Source organism: Micromonospora sp. NPDC049203, from assembly GCF_043197215.1.
Classification (GTDB): domain Bacteria; phylum Actinomycetota; class Actinomycetes; order Mycobacteriales; family Micromonosporaceae; genus Micromonospora.
Map to the genome: position 1 here is coordinate 1 of NZ_JBICSV010000004.1, position 15132 is coordinate 15132.

Genomic DNA, 15132 nt, shown 5'->3' on the forward strand with positions numbered 1-15132 from the left:
CCGGTCACATTCCGAACCCGGAAGCTAAGCCCTCCAGCGCCGATGGTACTGCACTCGGGAGGGTGTGGGAGAGTAGGACACCGCCGGACAATCTTTCAATTCAGGGCCACCCCGCACAGGGTGGCCCTGAATTGCGTACTCCCCCGGAATCACCACGCCGGGCCGCCTCCGTCTCGTACCGTCGAGCCGGGACCGCCGACACACGTCGGCCCGCCCGCCGGCTCGGCGGCGCGAAACGTGACGTGCCGTACGCCGGGGCCGTGATGAGGTCCGACCGTACGGGGTACAGGAGTGGGCATGGAGATCGGAATCATCGGGTCAGGGCACATCGGGGGCACCCTCACCCGTCGTCTGCGTTCACTCGGTCACGACGTCGCGGTGGCCAACTCCCGCGGCCCACAGAGCCTGACCGACCTCGCCGCCGAGACCGGCGCCCGGGCCGTCTCCGTGGAGGAGGCCGTGCGGGATGCGGAACTGGTCGTCGTCGCGATCCCGCTGAAGGCGGTGCCGCAGCTCCCGGCGGCGCTTTTCGACGGCAAGCTGGTGGTCGACGCCAACAACTACTACCCCCAGCGCGACGGGGACATCCCCGAGCTGCTGGACCGCAGCCTCAGCTCCAGCCGCTGGACCGCCGACCACCTCAAGGGCGCGCGGGTGGTGAAGGTGTTCAACAACATCCAGGCCGCGCACCTGATGGACGAGGGCAAGCCGGCGGGTACGGCGGGCCGGATCGCGCTGCCGGTGGCCGGTGACGAGGCCGACGCCAAGCGGATCGTCATGGGGCTTGTGGACGAGCTGGGCTTCGACCCGGTCGACGCGGGCACTCTCGACGAGAGCTGGCGGCAGCAGCCGGACACGCCCGTCTACGGCACCGACCGCGACGCGGACGGCGTACGCGAAGGGCTGGCCGCGGCGCGGCCCTGAGAAGCATGAGAAGGCCCCGCCGGCGACATGCCGGCGGGGCCTTCTGCGTGAGCGGATCAGTCGTCGCCCGGCTTGGGGGCGCAGATGAAGCGGGGCTCGGCGTCGTAGCGCCAGCTGAACTTCTCCCGCTTGACCACCTTGCCGTCCTTCTTGATGACCCGGTACGCGTCCTGGGCGAACCCGACACTGCCGGCGGCGGCGATGCAGGTCGGCCCGGGCGTCAGGTAGACCGTCTTCGGCTGGGTGATGTCGCGGCGGGGGCCGTACTCGGTCTTCACACTGTCGTAGATCTTCGTGCTCCAGATCGAGACGGTGATCGAGCTGGACGTGTACGAGGTGTCGATCAGCACCCCGTAGGGCGTGTTGTTGCGGAACTTGAAGTCGAGCTGCGGCCAGTAGATGGTCGACTCGATCACCGCCGGGTAGCGGCTGAAGTAGAACGAGTGCGGCTTGTGCTCGACGTCCTCCAGCCCGGCGTAGTAGGTGGCGTTGAACAGCGTGGTGGTGAACTGGGAGACACCACCGCCGACACCCGGCACGAGTTTCCCGCCGACGATCGTCGGCGCGTCCTTGTATCCCTGGTCGTAGCCGCGTTCGCCGGTGTGCCCGTTGAGCGAGAACGTCTCGCCCGGCTTCACCAGCGCACCGTCCACGTCCTTCGCGGCCCGCACGATGTTCTGGCTGCGCGGCGAGGAGAGACCGCCGGTGAACTGGGTGGTGAAGCTCGACACCCGTTCCTTGATGCCGAGCTTCGCCAGTTCCGCCTCGGTCAGCTCGGGGGCGGCAGGCTTCAGCTCGGCGGTGACCGTACGGCCCTCGGTCTTCGGAAGCACCGCGAGCAGGGCCGGGCCGAGCGCGGCGGCGTCGACCTGGCGCCCGGCCTTGCTGGGCACCACCTTCGGCTTGCCGCCGCTGATGGTCAGGCCGGCGTCCTTCGGCTCCACCTCGAGCTTCGTGAGCCGGTCGCCGAGCGCGGCACGCAGCCGCTTGACGTCGACCTTCGGGGTGAGCGTGCCCGCGTCGTCGGCGGAGAAGCGCAGCGACCGGGCGATGGCGGCGGGCGGGATGGTGACCGAGCCGCCGTCGGTGGTGAGCGTGACAGGCGCGGCCACCGCGGGCCGGGCCAGCTCGGCGACGAGGCGATCCACCTCCTCGCGGGTGGTGGCCGGCCACTTCTCGACCAGCGGCACGGTGACCGGCTCGGCGGCCAGCCAGCCGGCCTTCACCACGGCGGTGGCCCCGTCCGTGTCGATCGTCAGCGCCGGCTTCGGGTAGACCGGCTTCGGTGTGGTGCCGGTCCAGATGATCGCCGGCATGGTCATCTCACGCCCCTGCGGGCCCATCACCTTGCGCAGGGCCGCCCCCAGCTTGGCCTGGTCGACGGTGACCACCGGCTCGACCGTACGGGAGCCGACGAGCCGGCTCACCGCGTGCGCGTCGGCCTCGGCCGCCGCTGCCACTGTCGCGTCCACGTCGATGGCGAGCCCCACGTCGGAGGGCTTCAGTTCGGCCTTGTTCTCACCCACAGTGACCGCGAGCGGGGCGTTGAGCTTCTCGGCCCGGCGTTCCAGCTCGGCGCGCAGCGTCTGGGCCGCCTCCGCGCGGCTGCGCCCGCCCAGCTCGGTGCCGAGCACCGTGGTGCCGCGGGGCACGTCACCGGCGTACGCGTAGGCGCCAAGGCCGACGCCGCCCGCCAGGACGGCCGCGACGATCCCCCCGGCCAGCAGCAGCCGGGTCCGTCGCGAGCGTGTGGGCTTGGCCGCGTCGCCCCCGGGCGGTGTGGCGACCGGCTCGATCTCGACGCCGGGCCAGCTCACCGCCGCCACCTTGATGGTGGGTCGGTCGTCGGCAGCCGGCATCTTCTCGCCGTACATCGTCACTGCAACCTCGATCGGAAGTACACGCGGGGACCGCTTCCCCCACGGGAGACACCTACGGTAACCAACGCTCGGGCCCACCGGGAGTGTCCGGCCCGGAGGTCGTGTCGGGTGACCGCCGGTGTCGCACCGATCACCCGTTTCGGGGTCGCGCCGCGGTGGGCAGCGTCGCACGGACAGCGGCGGGCGGAGGTCCGGCCGTGCGCCGGCGCGCCGGTACGGCCATCAGCGCCGTGGTGACCGCGGCAGTGACGAGGGCCGCGACGACCAGGCCGCCGACGGTGCGCGGGCGCACGGCGGCGGCGACAGTCACCAGCGCGGCGGTGCCCAACCACAGCGGTGCCGCCGCCCACCTGACGCCCCCGGCGAGACGGTCGTTGAGCAGCACGAACGTGACCGCGTAGAGCGCGCCGACGGCGGCGAACAGCGGCGCGTACCGGCCCAGCGCCGTGTAGTCGGGTCCGCCGACGAGCCGGAAGGCCAGCCCGCCGGCCATCGCCGACGCGCCCACCAGGACCAGACCGCAGGCGCCGGTCACCGCGAGCGCGACGGTGCGGCTGCGGCGGTCCCCTCGGGCCAGGCGCGGCAGGGCCAGGACGGCGGCGACCTGCGGCGCCCAGAGCGCGCCCTTGGTCAGGACAGTCCCCACCGAGTACGCGCCGGAGCCCGAGGGCGGCAACAGCTGGCGGGCCAGCAGCAGGTCGGCGTAGGAGACGACGAGCATCGCCAGCGTCGCCCCGCATCCGGCGGTCACCTGCGCGACGGTCAGGCGCGGGGCGGCAGAGGGACGCCGGGGCGTGCCGGTGAGCCAGGCCAGCGCCGGGGGCGCCAGCGCGGCGGTGAGCGCCCCGGCGCCGAGCGCGCCGGTCAGGCCCGCGCCGAGCAGCAGCCCGACGATCACCCCGCCGTAGCGGGCGGCGGCGAGCAGCGCGATCGCGGTGGCGAGCCGCAGGAAGCGCTGGCCGCCCTGCAGCTCGCCGAGCGAGCGCGACGAGAGCACCACCGAGGCCGTGGTGACGGCCAGCAGCGCGGGCACCACGACCGGCAGGTCCAGCGCGGCGACCAGCACCGGCGTCGCCAGCACCAGCGCGCCCGCGCACAGGGCGGCGGTCAGCACGGTGAGCCGCCGGGTGTCGGACGGGCCGTGCCGGGCGTGGTGCACGGCAACGGCGAGTTGCAGGCCGAGCCCGGGCACACCGGCGATGGCGACCAGCCCGAGGGCGGTGGCGAGCGCGCCGAGGTCGTCCGCGTCGAGCTTGCGGGCGGCGAGGACCGGCACCAGGTAGGCCAGGCCGTTCACCAGGACACCGGCGAGGGTGACGGCGACGCCCGCCGCGCCCAGCCCGCTCCGGCGGCCGTCCGCCGGCTCGGGCGCGGGGTCCGGCCGCCCGTCGCTCACGTGATCTCCGAGACGCGGGACACCGGGGCGGCGTCCGGCGCCGGTCGCCCGTCCGGCTCGGCGCGATCGTCGCGGTCCGCCTCCCGATCCGGAACCGGCGCGGCGTCGTGTTCCGGCTCGCGGGGTGCCGGCACGGCCGGGGTCGCCGCCGGGCGGATCCGGCGTACGGGCCGCCGCCGGGCGGTGGTGGAGAGCCAGAGCGCGCCGAGGGCGGCGACCGTCACGAGCTGCGGCAGCGCGTCGGTGTGCCGGTCGGCCGACTCCAGGTAGATCCATCCGGCGAGCACCACGAGCGCCCCGGGAAGCCACGTCTCGGCGGCCCGGACGAGCCGCCTGATCCGCCGGGGGTCGCCGCCCCAGGGCAGGCGACGCGGTCCGGGTACGGCGAGCATGAAGCCCGCCGCGACCAGCAGGCCGCCGAGCAGGCCGCTGTGGAGCACGAGCGCGGCGGCGCCGACGGCGAGCAGCGGCAGCGAGCGGGTGAGCCGGCGCCGGGTAGCCGGCACGGCGGCGACCGCGCGATCCCCGGCGGGGCGGCGATCAGGCAGCACCGCGAGCAGGACCACCACCACCAGCAGGACGCCGCCGAGCAGCAGGCCCATCCGGTACGGGGTGTCCGGCGTGAAGCGCAGCACCACCTCCCCGGAGACACCCGCGGGCAGGATCCAGCCCTGCTGCCAGCCGTCCACCACGAGCGGGGTGAGCGTCTTCCCGCCGATGGTGGCCTGCCAGCCGGTGTTCGTGTTCTCCCGGACCGCGAGCACCCGGTCGCCGGAGTGCTCGGCCACGCGTACCCGCCGCTCGGTGGCCGACCAGGAACCCACCTCGATGTCGCCGGCGGTGGCCGCCGCGACGGGCGTGGCGGTCCGCGGCGTCAGCGCGACCCGGGTGGCGGTGGCGAGCGTGCTCGCGGTGGTGACGACGCGGTGCTCCCCGCTGCCCAGGTCCAGCTGCTTGGGCGTGGTCCGGCCGCAGGCCGTCACCGGCATCTCGCGTAGTTCCAGCAGGTCACGGACCGTGCCGGTGAGCGTCGTGGTGATCCGGGACGGGCCGACCTGAAGCGTCGGACCCGAGCCGCAGGCCAGCTTCAGTGGCGTCTCCGGTCGGGGTGCGACTGTGGTGCCGAGGGGCAGCACCGTCACCTCGCCGACGGCGATGGGCAGTGGCTCGGGCAGCCGCAGGCCGTACGGGTCGGTGCTGGTGGCGGACGGCTTGTCCAGGAACTGGATGGTGATCGAGTCGGTTCGCATCGGCGGGTCGAGCGTGAGCACACCGTCGTTCGTGAGCAGGTTGCTGCGGAACCCGTCGTTGCCGACCACCCGTACGCTGCCGAGCCGGGTGGCGGCGGTCCCCTCCTCGACGGTGAACCGGATCCGGCTGATGACCTGCGGTTCGAGCCAGGTGAGGCGCAGGATCGGCGCCTCGTCGTTGAGCGCCGGTGACCAGCTCGTGGCCGGGTTGCCGTCGAGGACCGCGCCGGGCCGGCCGGCCGGGTCGGGTACCGCCGTCGACGATGCGGTGACCTGCGGCGCGAGGCGCAGCGGCTGGGCCTCGGCGACCAGCTTGTCCAGGGCGGCGTTCAGTTCGGGGCCGGGTGTCGGCCGCGCCCACAGCTTCGCGTCGTACGTCCCGGCAACCGGCAGGGTGAAGGTGCGGTCGATGGTGGAGGCGTCCTCCGAGCCGCGGACCGCGTCGGTGGAGCAGCGCGGGCGGCCGTCGACGGTGAAGCAGGCGGGCGTGGTCGGGGCCGCCGACACGACGACGCCGGCCGGCTGGTCGGTGGCGGGTGCGGCGGGCAGTTGGAGGGTCCGGCTGGTCTGGATGCCGGGGATCTTGATCTCGGTGATGCCGACCGTCTTGTCGCCGAACGGGCGCAGGTCGAACGCGGCGTCGACGGAGACCTCGACCTTGCGGGTGGCGTGCACGCCCTGCAGCTCGAAGACCATGTGGTCGCCGAACTGCTCGACGGTGCGGCTCTCGTACCCGGCGGTCACGGTGACCGTGGTGGGCAGGGCGTCGGCCTTCAGGTCGAACCACACCTCCACCCGGGTGACCCGGGTCGGGTTCGCCAGGTTCACCTCGATCCACTGCCTGTCGCTGCGGGAGTGCGGCGCCGACCGCCAGGACGTGGCGGTGTTCCCGTCCATCGCCGCGTACGGCTGGTATTCGGGCCGGGTGCCGCCGGTGGCGTCGATCTGGGAGCGGGCGGTCGAGGCGCGGATCCCGCTGATGCCCTCGAAGCGGGCGACAGTCGACCACTCCGGCCCCCAGTCGGGCAGGTAGTCGTGCGCGGGCGCGGACACCGCGAAGGTGTCGTCGGCGGTGAGTGTCTGCGAGGAGTTGTCGCGCAGCCGGCCGAACGACACGTCGCGCCGGCGCAGCCCGTCGGTCAGCACGACCCGCCCGGTGGACTCGCCGGCCTTCGCGTCGCCGGCCAGGACCGTGGGCGCGGGGCCGAGCTGGCCCGAGGCGGCCAGGTCGAGCAGCGACTCGGGACCGCCGACGACAGTGGTCACGTCGTCGCGGTCGTACGCGACCACCGGCTGGACGGGCCGGTCCACCCGGTACACCTCAAGTGCCCGTCCGGGCACGTCCAGGCCCTGGTCGCGGAACTCGTCGGGGGTGTCGGAGCCGCCGCGTACCGGGCCGAAGGACGCGACGCGGCTCAGGCCGGGCGAGCGTTCCAGCGCCTGCCGGACGACCGCCGGGCGGGCCGTGTCCGAGCGGCCGTGGTCGAGGTCGGCGCGGAACAGGACGTGGCTGATCCCGGAGCGGGCGAGCAGGTCGGCCAGGCCGGCCGAGCCGGCGCCGGTGGCGAGCGTCGACTCGATCGCGTCCAGCAGCCGGATCGTGGCGGGCGGGGTGAACGGGATGGCGTTGCGCACCGCCCACCGGCTGTCCAGCAGCGGCTGGGCGATCTCGTCGGTGGTGCTGCCCCAGTCGTACGCGGGGAAGCGCGCGCCGGGGACGACGAGCACCCGCCCACGGCCGGTGTTCGCGTCCAGCCAGTCGGTGGCCTCGTGCCAGTAGCCGGGCACGTCCTTCACCGCGCCCGGCGTGGCGAGGCCACCGGCGAGCGCCGGTGAGGCGACGCCCGCGACCGCGACCATGGCTGTGCCGGCGGTGAGCCAGGCGCGGGCCGTGGCCCGGCCACGGCGTTGCTCGGGGGCGGTCCGGGCGGCGCGTACCGCGAGGCTGACCAGGTGGGCCAGGCCGAGCGCCAGCGGCAGGCGGAGCAGCACGTCGAACTTGTGCACGTTGCGCAGCGGGGCGCCGATGCCGTCGAGGAACTGCTGCTGCGGCCCGGCGAGGATGTTCGGCAGGTCGCCGGTGTGCCCGAGGCCGACGAGCGCGACGCCGAGCAGCAGGCCGGTGATGAGGAATCGGCGGTGCGGCATTCCGCGCCGGGACAGGCCGAGCACCCCGAGCGCGGCGACCGCCAGGGTGGCCACGACGAGCAGCGTGTCGTTCGCCAGCCGGGCGCCGGCCGGGATGGTCGCGCCGAACGGGGAGGCCAGGTAGGCGACCCAGTAGGACGTGCCGCGCAGCGTGGTCACCCCGTCGGTGACGCTCGTGGTGTTGCGGGCGGTCTCGATGTAGTCCAGGAAGGGCGGGCTGTAGCGGCCGAGCACCAGCAGCGGGATCAGCCACCACGCGGTGGCCAGGGCGACCGCCCCGCACCAGGCCGCGAGGGCGGTGACGCGGCGGCGCAGCGGTTTGAGCGTGGCGAGCCAGAGCAGGGCGAGCGGCACCACGGCGGCGACGGCGGTGGCGTTGACACCGCCCGCGCAGGCGACGGCCACCGCCGATCCGGCGACCGCGCGGCGCAGCCGGGCGCCCCGGGCGAGGCCCACGAGCGGGATGAGCACCCACGGCGCGACGGCGCTGGGCCAGGACTCCACCGACGACCAGCCGAGCTGGGTGAGGATGCGCGGGGACAACGCGAACGCGACACCGGCGACCATCCGGCCGGCGGGGCTGCCGATGCCGAGCCGGCCCGCCAGCCGCACCACACCGAGGTACGCGACGCAGAACAGCAGCGCCCACCAGAGCCGCTGGACGATCCACGGCGCGACACCCAGTTCCGTCCCGAGCAGGAAGAACGGGCCCATCGGCCAGAGATATCCGTACGCCTGGTTCTGGAGCTGCCCGAACGTGCCGGTGGGATCCCACAGGTGCAGCGAGCGCAGCAGCCACCCGGCCGGATTGACGTTCAGGTCGACCTTGGTGTCCGGGACCACCTGCCCGGGCGCCTGCTGGAAGGCGAGGGCGGTGAGCGCGAGACAGATCGTCAGGTGCCGGAACCGCCGTGCCGTCTGCCGGGCACGGCCGGTCTCCCGGACGAGGGCATCCGTCCCCGTCGGCGGCGTTGTCGTCCCGTCCGCCCGCATTTTCGGCTCCTGTCTCCGCCGGCCGTACGCGTACCCGCACATGACGCGTGTCGCGCGACGTTATCCGGAACCGGCCCGCAGCGGCGACCGGGGGCCGGTGCTGGGCGTTATCGGCGGAACGGCCGTCCCCACGGCAGGTAAGCGTGTGGCAGGCTGCCGACCATGTCAATGCCACAAGCAGCGGCCGAGACGCGTCCGGCAGCCGTCGGCGCGGAGGACGACGGACCCGGACCGATCGGTCGCTGGATAGCCGCCGACCGCGTCCGCGCGGTCGCGATCGCCCTCATCGTCGTGTCCGTCGCGTCGCGCGCCGGGCTGGCCGCCCGTGGCTGGTTCTCGCAGGACGAGTTCGTCATCGCCGCGCAGGTGCTGGACACCCGGCTGGACCCGGACTACCTCCTGGGCACCTTCAACAACCACCTCATGCCGGCCGGGCTGGCGGTCGCGTGGCTGATGGTCCGGGCGGCCGGTTTCGCCGAGTGGCCGTGGATCCTGCTGCTGGCGGCCGGGCAGGCGGCGGTCGGGATCGCCCTGTACCGGCTGCTCCGTGACCTGCTGCGGCCCGGCTGGGGGCTGCTGGTCCCGCTGAGCCTGTTCCTGTTCAGCCCGCTGACGCTCGAGGTGTCGTCGCTGTGGCTGGTCGGGCTGCTCGTGCTGCCGCCGCAGCTGGCGCTGGTCCTGGCGGTGGCGGCCCAGGTCCGGTACGTGCGCACCGGGCGGAAGCGGCACCTCGTCCTGGTCGCGCTCTGGGTCGTGTTCGGCCTGCTCTTCGACACCAAGGCGCTGCTGATCGTGCCGCTGCTGTTCCTGCTGACCGCGTTCCTGTTCACCAAGGGACGCGCGTGGCGCAGCCTCGTGAACACTGTCGTGCGGTTCTGGCCGGCGTGGCTGATGCTCACCGCGCTGTCCGGTGCGTACCTGGCGTACTACCTGACCCGCCCGGCCCGGGGGCTGGACGAGCCCACCTCGGTCGGGCAGGTCTTCACCTTCCTCGGCGACCTGATCGGCGACACGGTGGTGCCGGGCCTGCTCGGCGGGCCGTGGCGCTGGACGTACGCCGGTGACGGGCCGCCGCTGTCCGACCCGTACGACATCGCGAAGTGGCTGTCCTGGGCGGTGCTCGCGGCGCTGATCGTGGTCACCGTGCGGCGGCGGCCGTCCGCCGGGCGGGCCTGGCTGCTGCTCGCCTGCTACCTGGGCCTGGTCGCGGCGCTGTTCGCGGTGACCCGGCTCGGCGGGCCGCTCGGGCCGCTGGTCGGCGTCGTCCCCCGGTACGTCGCGGACGTGGTGCTGGTGGCCGCGATCTGCGTCGGGGTGGCGCTGCTCGGGATGAAGGACAGCGACGAGGACGACGTCTCCGCGTGGCCGCTGCCGACGGTGCTGCGGGAGCCGGGGGCCTTCGCGGTCGGTCTGGTCTCCATGGTGGTGCTGCTGGCCACCATCGGCGTGGGCACGCTGTGGAGCACCGCGCGCTTCGGCGACAACTGGAGCACCAAGCACGGGCGGGACTACCTGGCCACGACGCAGGCCGAGCTGGCCGCAGCGCCGCCGGGCACCGTCTTCTTCGACACCACCGTGCCGGACCGGGTGGTGGCCGGGTACTTCTGGCCGGACAATCTCCAGTCCCACTTCTTCCGGCCGGCGCCGCGCAAGCCGACGTTCGTGACGATGAGCGAGAAGCCGTCGACGTTCGACGAGAACGGCCGGATCCGTCCGGTCGTGGTCGAGGGGCGCAAGGTCGCGCCCGGGCCCGTGGAGGGCTGCGGGCACCTGGCCGAGGGCGGCCGGACCGTCCGGATCCCGATGGACGGCTACCTGGTGGAGTGGCCGTACGTGGTGCACTTCGGCTACGTCGGCTCCGGCGACTCGACAGCGGTGTTCAACCTCGGCGACGCCACCCGCGAGATCACGCTGAAGAGCGGGCTGAACGACGTGTTCTTCATGCTGGAGGGCGCCGGGTCCGCCGTCGAGCTGACGGTGAACACCCCCGGGGTCAGGTTGTGCACCAACCTCATCACCATCGGCAAGGCGGTGCCGAAGCCGCAATGACCGGACGTACCGCCGAGGGCGGCGGCCCCGCGGTCCGGCGGTGGCGGGAGTCGCTTCCGCTGTACCTCGTGGCGGTCGCCGCCACCGCGTTGATCCTGGCCCCGCTCGCGGCGCCGGGCTACGCGCTGCGGTACGACATGGTGTTCGTGCCCCGGCAGCCGCTGAGCTGGGATCTGGTGGCCCCGGCGCAGAGCCTGCCCCGGGCGGTGCCGATGGACGCGCTGGTCTCGCTGGTGACCCAGCTCGTGCCGGGCTGGGTGGTGCAGCGGGTGGCGCTGGCCGGGGCGGTCCTGTTCGCCGCGGTGGGCGCCGGACGGCTGGTGCCGACCGAGCGGCGTGCGGTGCGACTCGTCGCCGCCGTGGCGTACGCGTGGACGCCGTACCTGGCCGAGCGGCTGCTGATCGGCCAGTGGGGGCTGCTGCTGGCGTACGCCGCACTGCCCTGGCTGGCGCGGGCGGCGCTGAACCTGCGGGCGGGCCGCGACGGCGCGCTCGCCCGGGTGGTGCTGCTCGCCGCGCCCGCCGCGATCACCCCGACCGGCGGCCTGATCGCGCTGGCGACGGTGCTGGTGCTGGCGGCGGATCGCCGGCTCCGGCGGTCGGCGCTTGCGGTGGGCGGTGTCGCGCTGCTGAACGCTCCGTGGATCGTGGCGGCCCTGGTCACCGGCGCGGGCGGCACGTCCGATCCGGCCGGCGTGGCGGCGTTCGCGGCGCGCGCGGAGAACTGGGCCGGCCCGCTGGTGGCGCTCGCGGGCACCGGCGGCATCTGGAGCGCGCAGGCCACCCCGTCCAGCCGGTCCGCCGCGCTGGCTCCGCTGGCGACAGTGGTGCTCGTGGTCCTGGCCGTGGTGGGCGCCGGCCTGTTGCGACGCCGGCTGCCGGCGGGCGCGGCGGTACGGCTGGGTGTGCTGGCCGGTGGCGGGTACCTGCTGGCCGCCCTCGCCGTGCTGCCCGGTGGGCAGGGCGCGTTGAGCTGGGCGGTGGCGCACGTGCCGGGGGCGGGGCTGCTCCGCGACGGGCAGAAGTTCCTCGCGCCGTACGCCCTCGTGCTGGTGGTGTGCGCGGCGCTGGGCGCCGAGCGACTGGTGGCCCGGATCGACCGGGAGGTCGGCGGGATCGTGCTGGCCGGGCTGCTGCTCCTGCCGGTGGCCGCGATGCCGGACCTGGCGTTCGGCGGGGCCGGCCGGATCAGTCCGGTGCGTTACCCGGCGGACTGGCGGGCGGTCGCCGAGCGCCTGCCCGACGACCCGGGTGAGGTCCTCTCGCTGCCGCTGACCGCCTACCGGGCCTATCCGTGGAACCCGGGCCGGGTGGTGCTGGACCCGGCGCCCCGCTACCTGCCCGGAACCGTGCTCACCGACGACACGCTGGTGGTCGACGACGTCGCGGTGGCCGGGGAGAATCCGCGCCTGCGCGAGGTGCGCCGGGTGCTCGCCGAGGGGCGGCCGGTCTCGGCCACCGGGGTGGGCTGGGTGGTGGTGCAGCACGGCACGCCGAGCACAGTGGACCCGGCCGTGCTGGCCGGCCTCGACCTCCGGTACGAGGGGGAGTCGCTGAGCCTCTACCGGAACCCGGCCGCCTCGGGCGCGCCGCAGCGGACCGGGGCGAGCCGCTGGCTTGTCGTGCTCGCGTGCGGAACTGCCGTTCTGGCGGTCATGGCTGCCGCCTTTTCGACCCTACGCCGGCGAGCTACTGCGTGGTAACGTCCGCTCGCACGTCTCACCACTGGAGGAATGGCATGCGTAGAGCTTTGACCCTTGTCGTGTCCGGCCTGGTGGCGGCGTTGCTCGGGGTCCTGGCCCTCGGCGGGCTCTCGGCCGCCGCGACCGCCACGGCCGAGGAGGCCGCGACCGAGGCGCGTAACGCCACGGAGGCGGCCAAGCGGGCCGGGAAGCAGGACCCGTACGCCCCCGAGGTCTACGGCAACAGGTAGGACGGGTCGCCCCGCCGCTGGACCGGGCGGGGCGAGTCCGCAGTCTCCAGCAGGGTCGCGAAGCGTTCCCCCGCCACCGGCCAGGTGAAGTTCGCCGCGTGCCGCCGGGCCTGAGCGCCCATCTCCTGACGCATCTCGTCGTCGTGCAGCAGCGCGCGCACCTTGGCCAGGTAGTCGTCGATGTCGTCGGCCAGCAGGCCGGTACGGCCGTCGACCACCGCCTCCGCGACGCCGCCCGCCTCCCGGAACGCCACTGTCGGCGTACCCGCCGCGCCGGCCTCCACGATCGTCAGCCCCCAGCCCTCCTTCAGCGACGGCGTCAGGGCGACCCAGGCCGAGGCGAGCAGCGCGGCCTTCTCCTCCTCCGTGACGAAGCCCCGGAAGTCGACCCGGTCGGTGATGTCCAGCTCGGCTGCGACCTCGCGCAGGTGCGACTCCCACCAGCCCTGCCCGGCGACCACCAGCCGCAGCTGGGGCAGCTCGTCGGCGAGCGCCGCGACCGCGCGCAGCGCCACCTCCACCCGCTTGTGCGGCACTAGGCGGTTGAGCGTCACGAGCAGCGGGAACGGGGCGCGCTCGGCGTCGGTGCGGGGCATCTCCGGCGTGCCGTTGTAGACCACCGAGACCTGCTCCGGCGGTACGCCGAGGGTGCCGAGTTCACGCCGGGTCGCCTCGGACACGGTGACGTACCGGCACCGCCGGTAGACGCGTACCGCGAGCGACGACTCGACCCACCAGCCGAACCGGGCGGCCCACTTCGGCAGGACCACCGGCCACTGCTCGCGGTGCACGTGGTGGATCAGCTTGACCACCGGGCGCCGGGCCCAGAGGGGCGCGAGGAACGGCAGGCCGTTGCAGACGTCGACCAGGATGTCCGGCCGGCCGCCCCGGCGTGCGGCGAGCGGGCCCAGGCCGACTGCTCCGGCCAGGTAGCAGAGCGCCGCCCACAGGTAGACGGTGTGCCGGCCGCCGCGCCGGATGAATCGGATGCCCGCCTCGTTGACCTCGTCGGCGGGAGCCTCGCGGTGCGCCGCGCAGAACAGGGTGGCGCGGAATCCGCGCGACACCAGCTCGGCGGCGATCCGTTCCACGTACACCTCGGAACCGCCGCCCTCGGGGTTGCGAGTGTCTCGCCAGTTGAGGAACAGCACGTGTCCGGGCATGCCGAAGCGACGCTCCACGCGAACCCTACTCTCAAGTAATTTAGCGGTGCGCGTCACATTAAGGGCTGGGCTCCCCGCCCGGCAATGCCCCGACCGGCGGCGTTGGGCCGACGGCCGTCGTCAGGTCACCTGGAGTGATCGAGGAGTTACGGTCAGGCCGGTGCCGCGACGTCCGGAGTGGTGGCGGCGACGGCTGGCGTCTCCGGTGCCGGCCCGCGTCCGGCCGGTCGGCGGCGGCGCTGCGTGCCGAGCGTCTGGAGAGGGCGCTCGACGCCGTAGTAGCTGAGCGCGGCGTACACCAGGCCGAAGAGCATGGTCAGGGCGAAGGTGCTGAGGAACCCGCCGGTGAACAGCGGCCGGTCGTCGAGCAGGTAGATCAGCTCGATGACCAGCGGGTGCCACAGGAACAGCCCGTACGACACGAGGCCCATCCACCGTGCCGACCCGCTGCTGAAGACCTCCTTGGCCCGGGTCCGCCCGCCGAACGCCACCGGGATCGTGATGAGGACGGCGATCAGGAGGTAGAGCGCCATCTTGGTGCCGAACTCGACGGCGGTCGGGCTGGTCAGGTCGCGCGGCCCGGCGATCGGCGTCGTCGCGATCGCCATCACCGCGACCGCCGCCCCCCAGCAGGCGAGCGGCGCCGAGGCGAGGTCGTCGAGCAGGCGGAAGGCGGCCGGCGCGGTGCCGGTACGCAGGGCCACGTGCGCCGCGGCCAGCGCCATGCCGCCGCCGAACCAGGCGCCGTACGACGGGAACCACATCGTGTGCAGCGCCCCGTCGAGCCAGCCGGCGCCCATCATGGCGACCCACGCGACGGTCAGCAGCGCGCCGGAGGAGGCGAGGAGGACGGTGCGGACGGGACGCCAGGTCCGGCCCACGGCGAGCACCGCGAGCAGCGGCAGGAGCAGGTAGAACACGACCTCGGTGGCGAGGCTCCAGGTCTGGCTGAGGCCGTGCCGGAGCTGGCCCGGGCCGTAGATCTGGGTGAGCGTGAGATGGCGCAGCCAGTCACCGGCCGACACCGGGTGGTTGCCGGGCAGGACGACGAAGCAGACCACCACCGCAAGCCAGTACGCGGGCAGGATCCGCAGCGCGCGGCGCCAGAAGTACCGCTTGGTGCGGGGCCGGGGGCGCCCGGTCGCGACGGTGAGCGCCCACGGGCGGAACAGCAGGAAGCCGGAGAGCACGAAGAAGATCGCGACGCCCACGTCCAGGCGCGCCAACCAGCCGCCCCACGTGGTGTTCATGGTGACGGCGGTCTGGAAGCCGACGTGGTGGCCGACGACCGCCACCGCGCCGATCGCTCGCAGCGCGTCGAGGGCGGGAAGACGGCCGGTCACCGCAGGCTCCGGCGTTGTTGGCGTGGTGGCTGTGGACATCTGGACATCCAGGG

Annotated in this window: 9 protein-coding genes and 1 rRNA gene; 5 read left to right on the plus strand and 5 right to left on the minus strand. The window is 74.0% G+C overall.

Translation table 11 applies throughout. The annotated features are described in order from the left end of the window. A 5S ribosomal RNA gene (rrf, locus tag ACGFIA_RS12450) occupies positions 1-89 on the plus strand; the annotation flags it as partial. Positions 90-297: 208 nt separating this feature from the next. Then, positions 298-924: an NAD(P)-binding domain-containing protein gene (locus tag ACGFIA_RS12455; protein ID WP_357389577.1), complete on the plus strand. Its 627-nt coding sequence runs from the start codon at positions 298-300 to the stop codon at positions 922-924. A gap of 56 nt (positions 925-980) precedes the next feature. On the opposite strand, the gene ACGFIA_RS12460 is transcribed toward ACGFIA_RS12455, so the two are convergent. The 3 genes from ACGFIA_RS12460 to ACGFIA_RS12470 form a co-directional block, all read right to left on the minus strand. Then, on the minus strand, positions 981-2798 hold the full coding sequence (locus tag ACGFIA_RS12460; protein ID WP_357389591.1) for a VanW family protein: 1818 nt from the start codon (positions 2796-2798) through the stop codon (positions 981-983). A gap of 136 nt (positions 2799-2934) precedes the next feature. Next, complete coding sequence (locus ACGFIA_RS12465; protein ID WP_393259880.1) at positions 2935-4200, minus strand: lipopolysaccharide biosynthesis protein; 1266 nt, start codon at positions 4198-4200, stop codon at positions 2935-2937. Beyond that, positions 4197-8591: an alpha-(1->3)-arabinofuranosyltransferase gene (locus tag ACGFIA_RS12470; RefSeq protein ID WP_357474501.1), complete on the minus strand. Its 4395-nt coding sequence runs from the start codon at positions 8589-8591 to the stop codon at positions 4197-4199. Before ACGFIA_RS12470 ends, ACGFIA_RS12465 begins: the two co-directional genes overlap by 4 nt. A gap of 168 nt (positions 8592-8759) precedes the next feature. Between ACGFIA_RS12470 and ACGFIA_RS12475 the strand changes: the two genes are divergently transcribed. From ACGFIA_RS12475 to ACGFIA_RS12485, 3 genes are read left to right on the plus strand one after another with little or no spacing between them, the layout of a single operon-like run. After that, a complete protein-coding gene (locus tag ACGFIA_RS12475; protein WP_393260422.1) occupies positions 8760-10640 on the plus strand; it encodes a hypothetical protein in 1881 nt (626 codons plus the stop codon). Next, positions 10637-12343: a hypothetical protein gene (locus ACGFIA_RS12480; protein WP_393259883.1), complete on the plus strand. Its 1707-nt coding sequence runs from the start codon at positions 10637-10639 to the stop codon at positions 12341-12343. Before ACGFIA_RS12475 ends, ACGFIA_RS12480 begins: the two co-directional genes overlap by 4 nt. Before the next feature lie 35 nt (positions 12344-12378). Continuing rightward, a complete protein-coding gene (locus tag ACGFIA_RS12485; RefSeq protein WP_091425994.1) occupies positions 12379-12573 on the plus strand; it encodes a hypothetical protein in 195 nt (64 codons plus the stop codon). Here the strand turns inward: ACGFIA_RS12485 and ACGFIA_RS12490 are convergent. Then, positions 12558-13736 carry a glycosyltransferase family 4 protein gene (locus tag ACGFIA_RS12490; protein ID WP_393260425.1) on the minus strand — a complete coding sequence of 393 codons (1179 nt, stop codon included), beginning with the start codon at positions 13734-13736 and terminating at the stop codon, positions 12558-12560. The genes ACGFIA_RS12485 and ACGFIA_RS12490 overlap by 16 nt on opposite strands. A gap of 152 nt (positions 13737-13888) precedes the next feature. Further along, positions 13889-15118: an acyltransferase gene (locus ACGFIA_RS12495; protein WP_357474491.1), complete on the minus strand. Its 1230-nt coding sequence runs from the start codon at positions 15116-15118 to the stop codon at positions 13889-13891. Between the last annotated feature and the right edge of the window lie 14 nt (positions 15119-15132).

Bases quoted from the DNA above. Each gene is read 5' to 3' on its own strand.
- ACGFIA_RS12480 (WP_393259883.1), top strand. From the start codon at position 10,637: ATGACCGGACGTACCGCCGAGGGCGGCGGCCCCGCGGTCCGGCGGTGG.
- ACGFIA_RS12460 (WP_357389591.1), bottom strand. From the start codon at position 2,798: ATGTACGGCGAGAAGATGCCGGCTGCCGACGACCGACCCACCATCAAG.
- ACGFIA_RS12470 (WP_357474501.1), bottom strand. From the start codon at position 8,591: ATGCGGGCGGACGGGACGACAACGCCGCCGACGGGGACGGATGCCCTC.
- ACGFIA_RS12495 (WP_357474491.1), bottom strand. From the start codon at position 15,118: ATGTCCACAGCCACCACGCCAACAACGCCGGAGCCTGCGGTGACCGGC.
- ACGFIA_RS12490 (WP_393260425.1), bottom strand. From the start codon at position 13,736: ATGCCCGGACACGTGCTGTTCCTCAACTGGCGAGACACTCGCAACCCC.
- ACGFIA_RS12485 (WP_091425994.1), top strand. From the start codon at position 12,379: ATGCGTAGAGCTTTGACCCTTGTCGTGTCCGGCCTGGTGGCGGCGTTG.
- ACGFIA_RS12475 (WP_393260422.1), top strand. From the start codon at position 8,760: ATGCCACAAGCAGCGGCCGAGACGCGTCCGGCAGCCGTCGGCGCGGAG.
- ACGFIA_RS12455 (WP_357389577.1), top strand. From the start codon at position 298: ATGGAGATCGGAATCATCGGGTCAGGGCACATCGGGGGCACCCTCACC.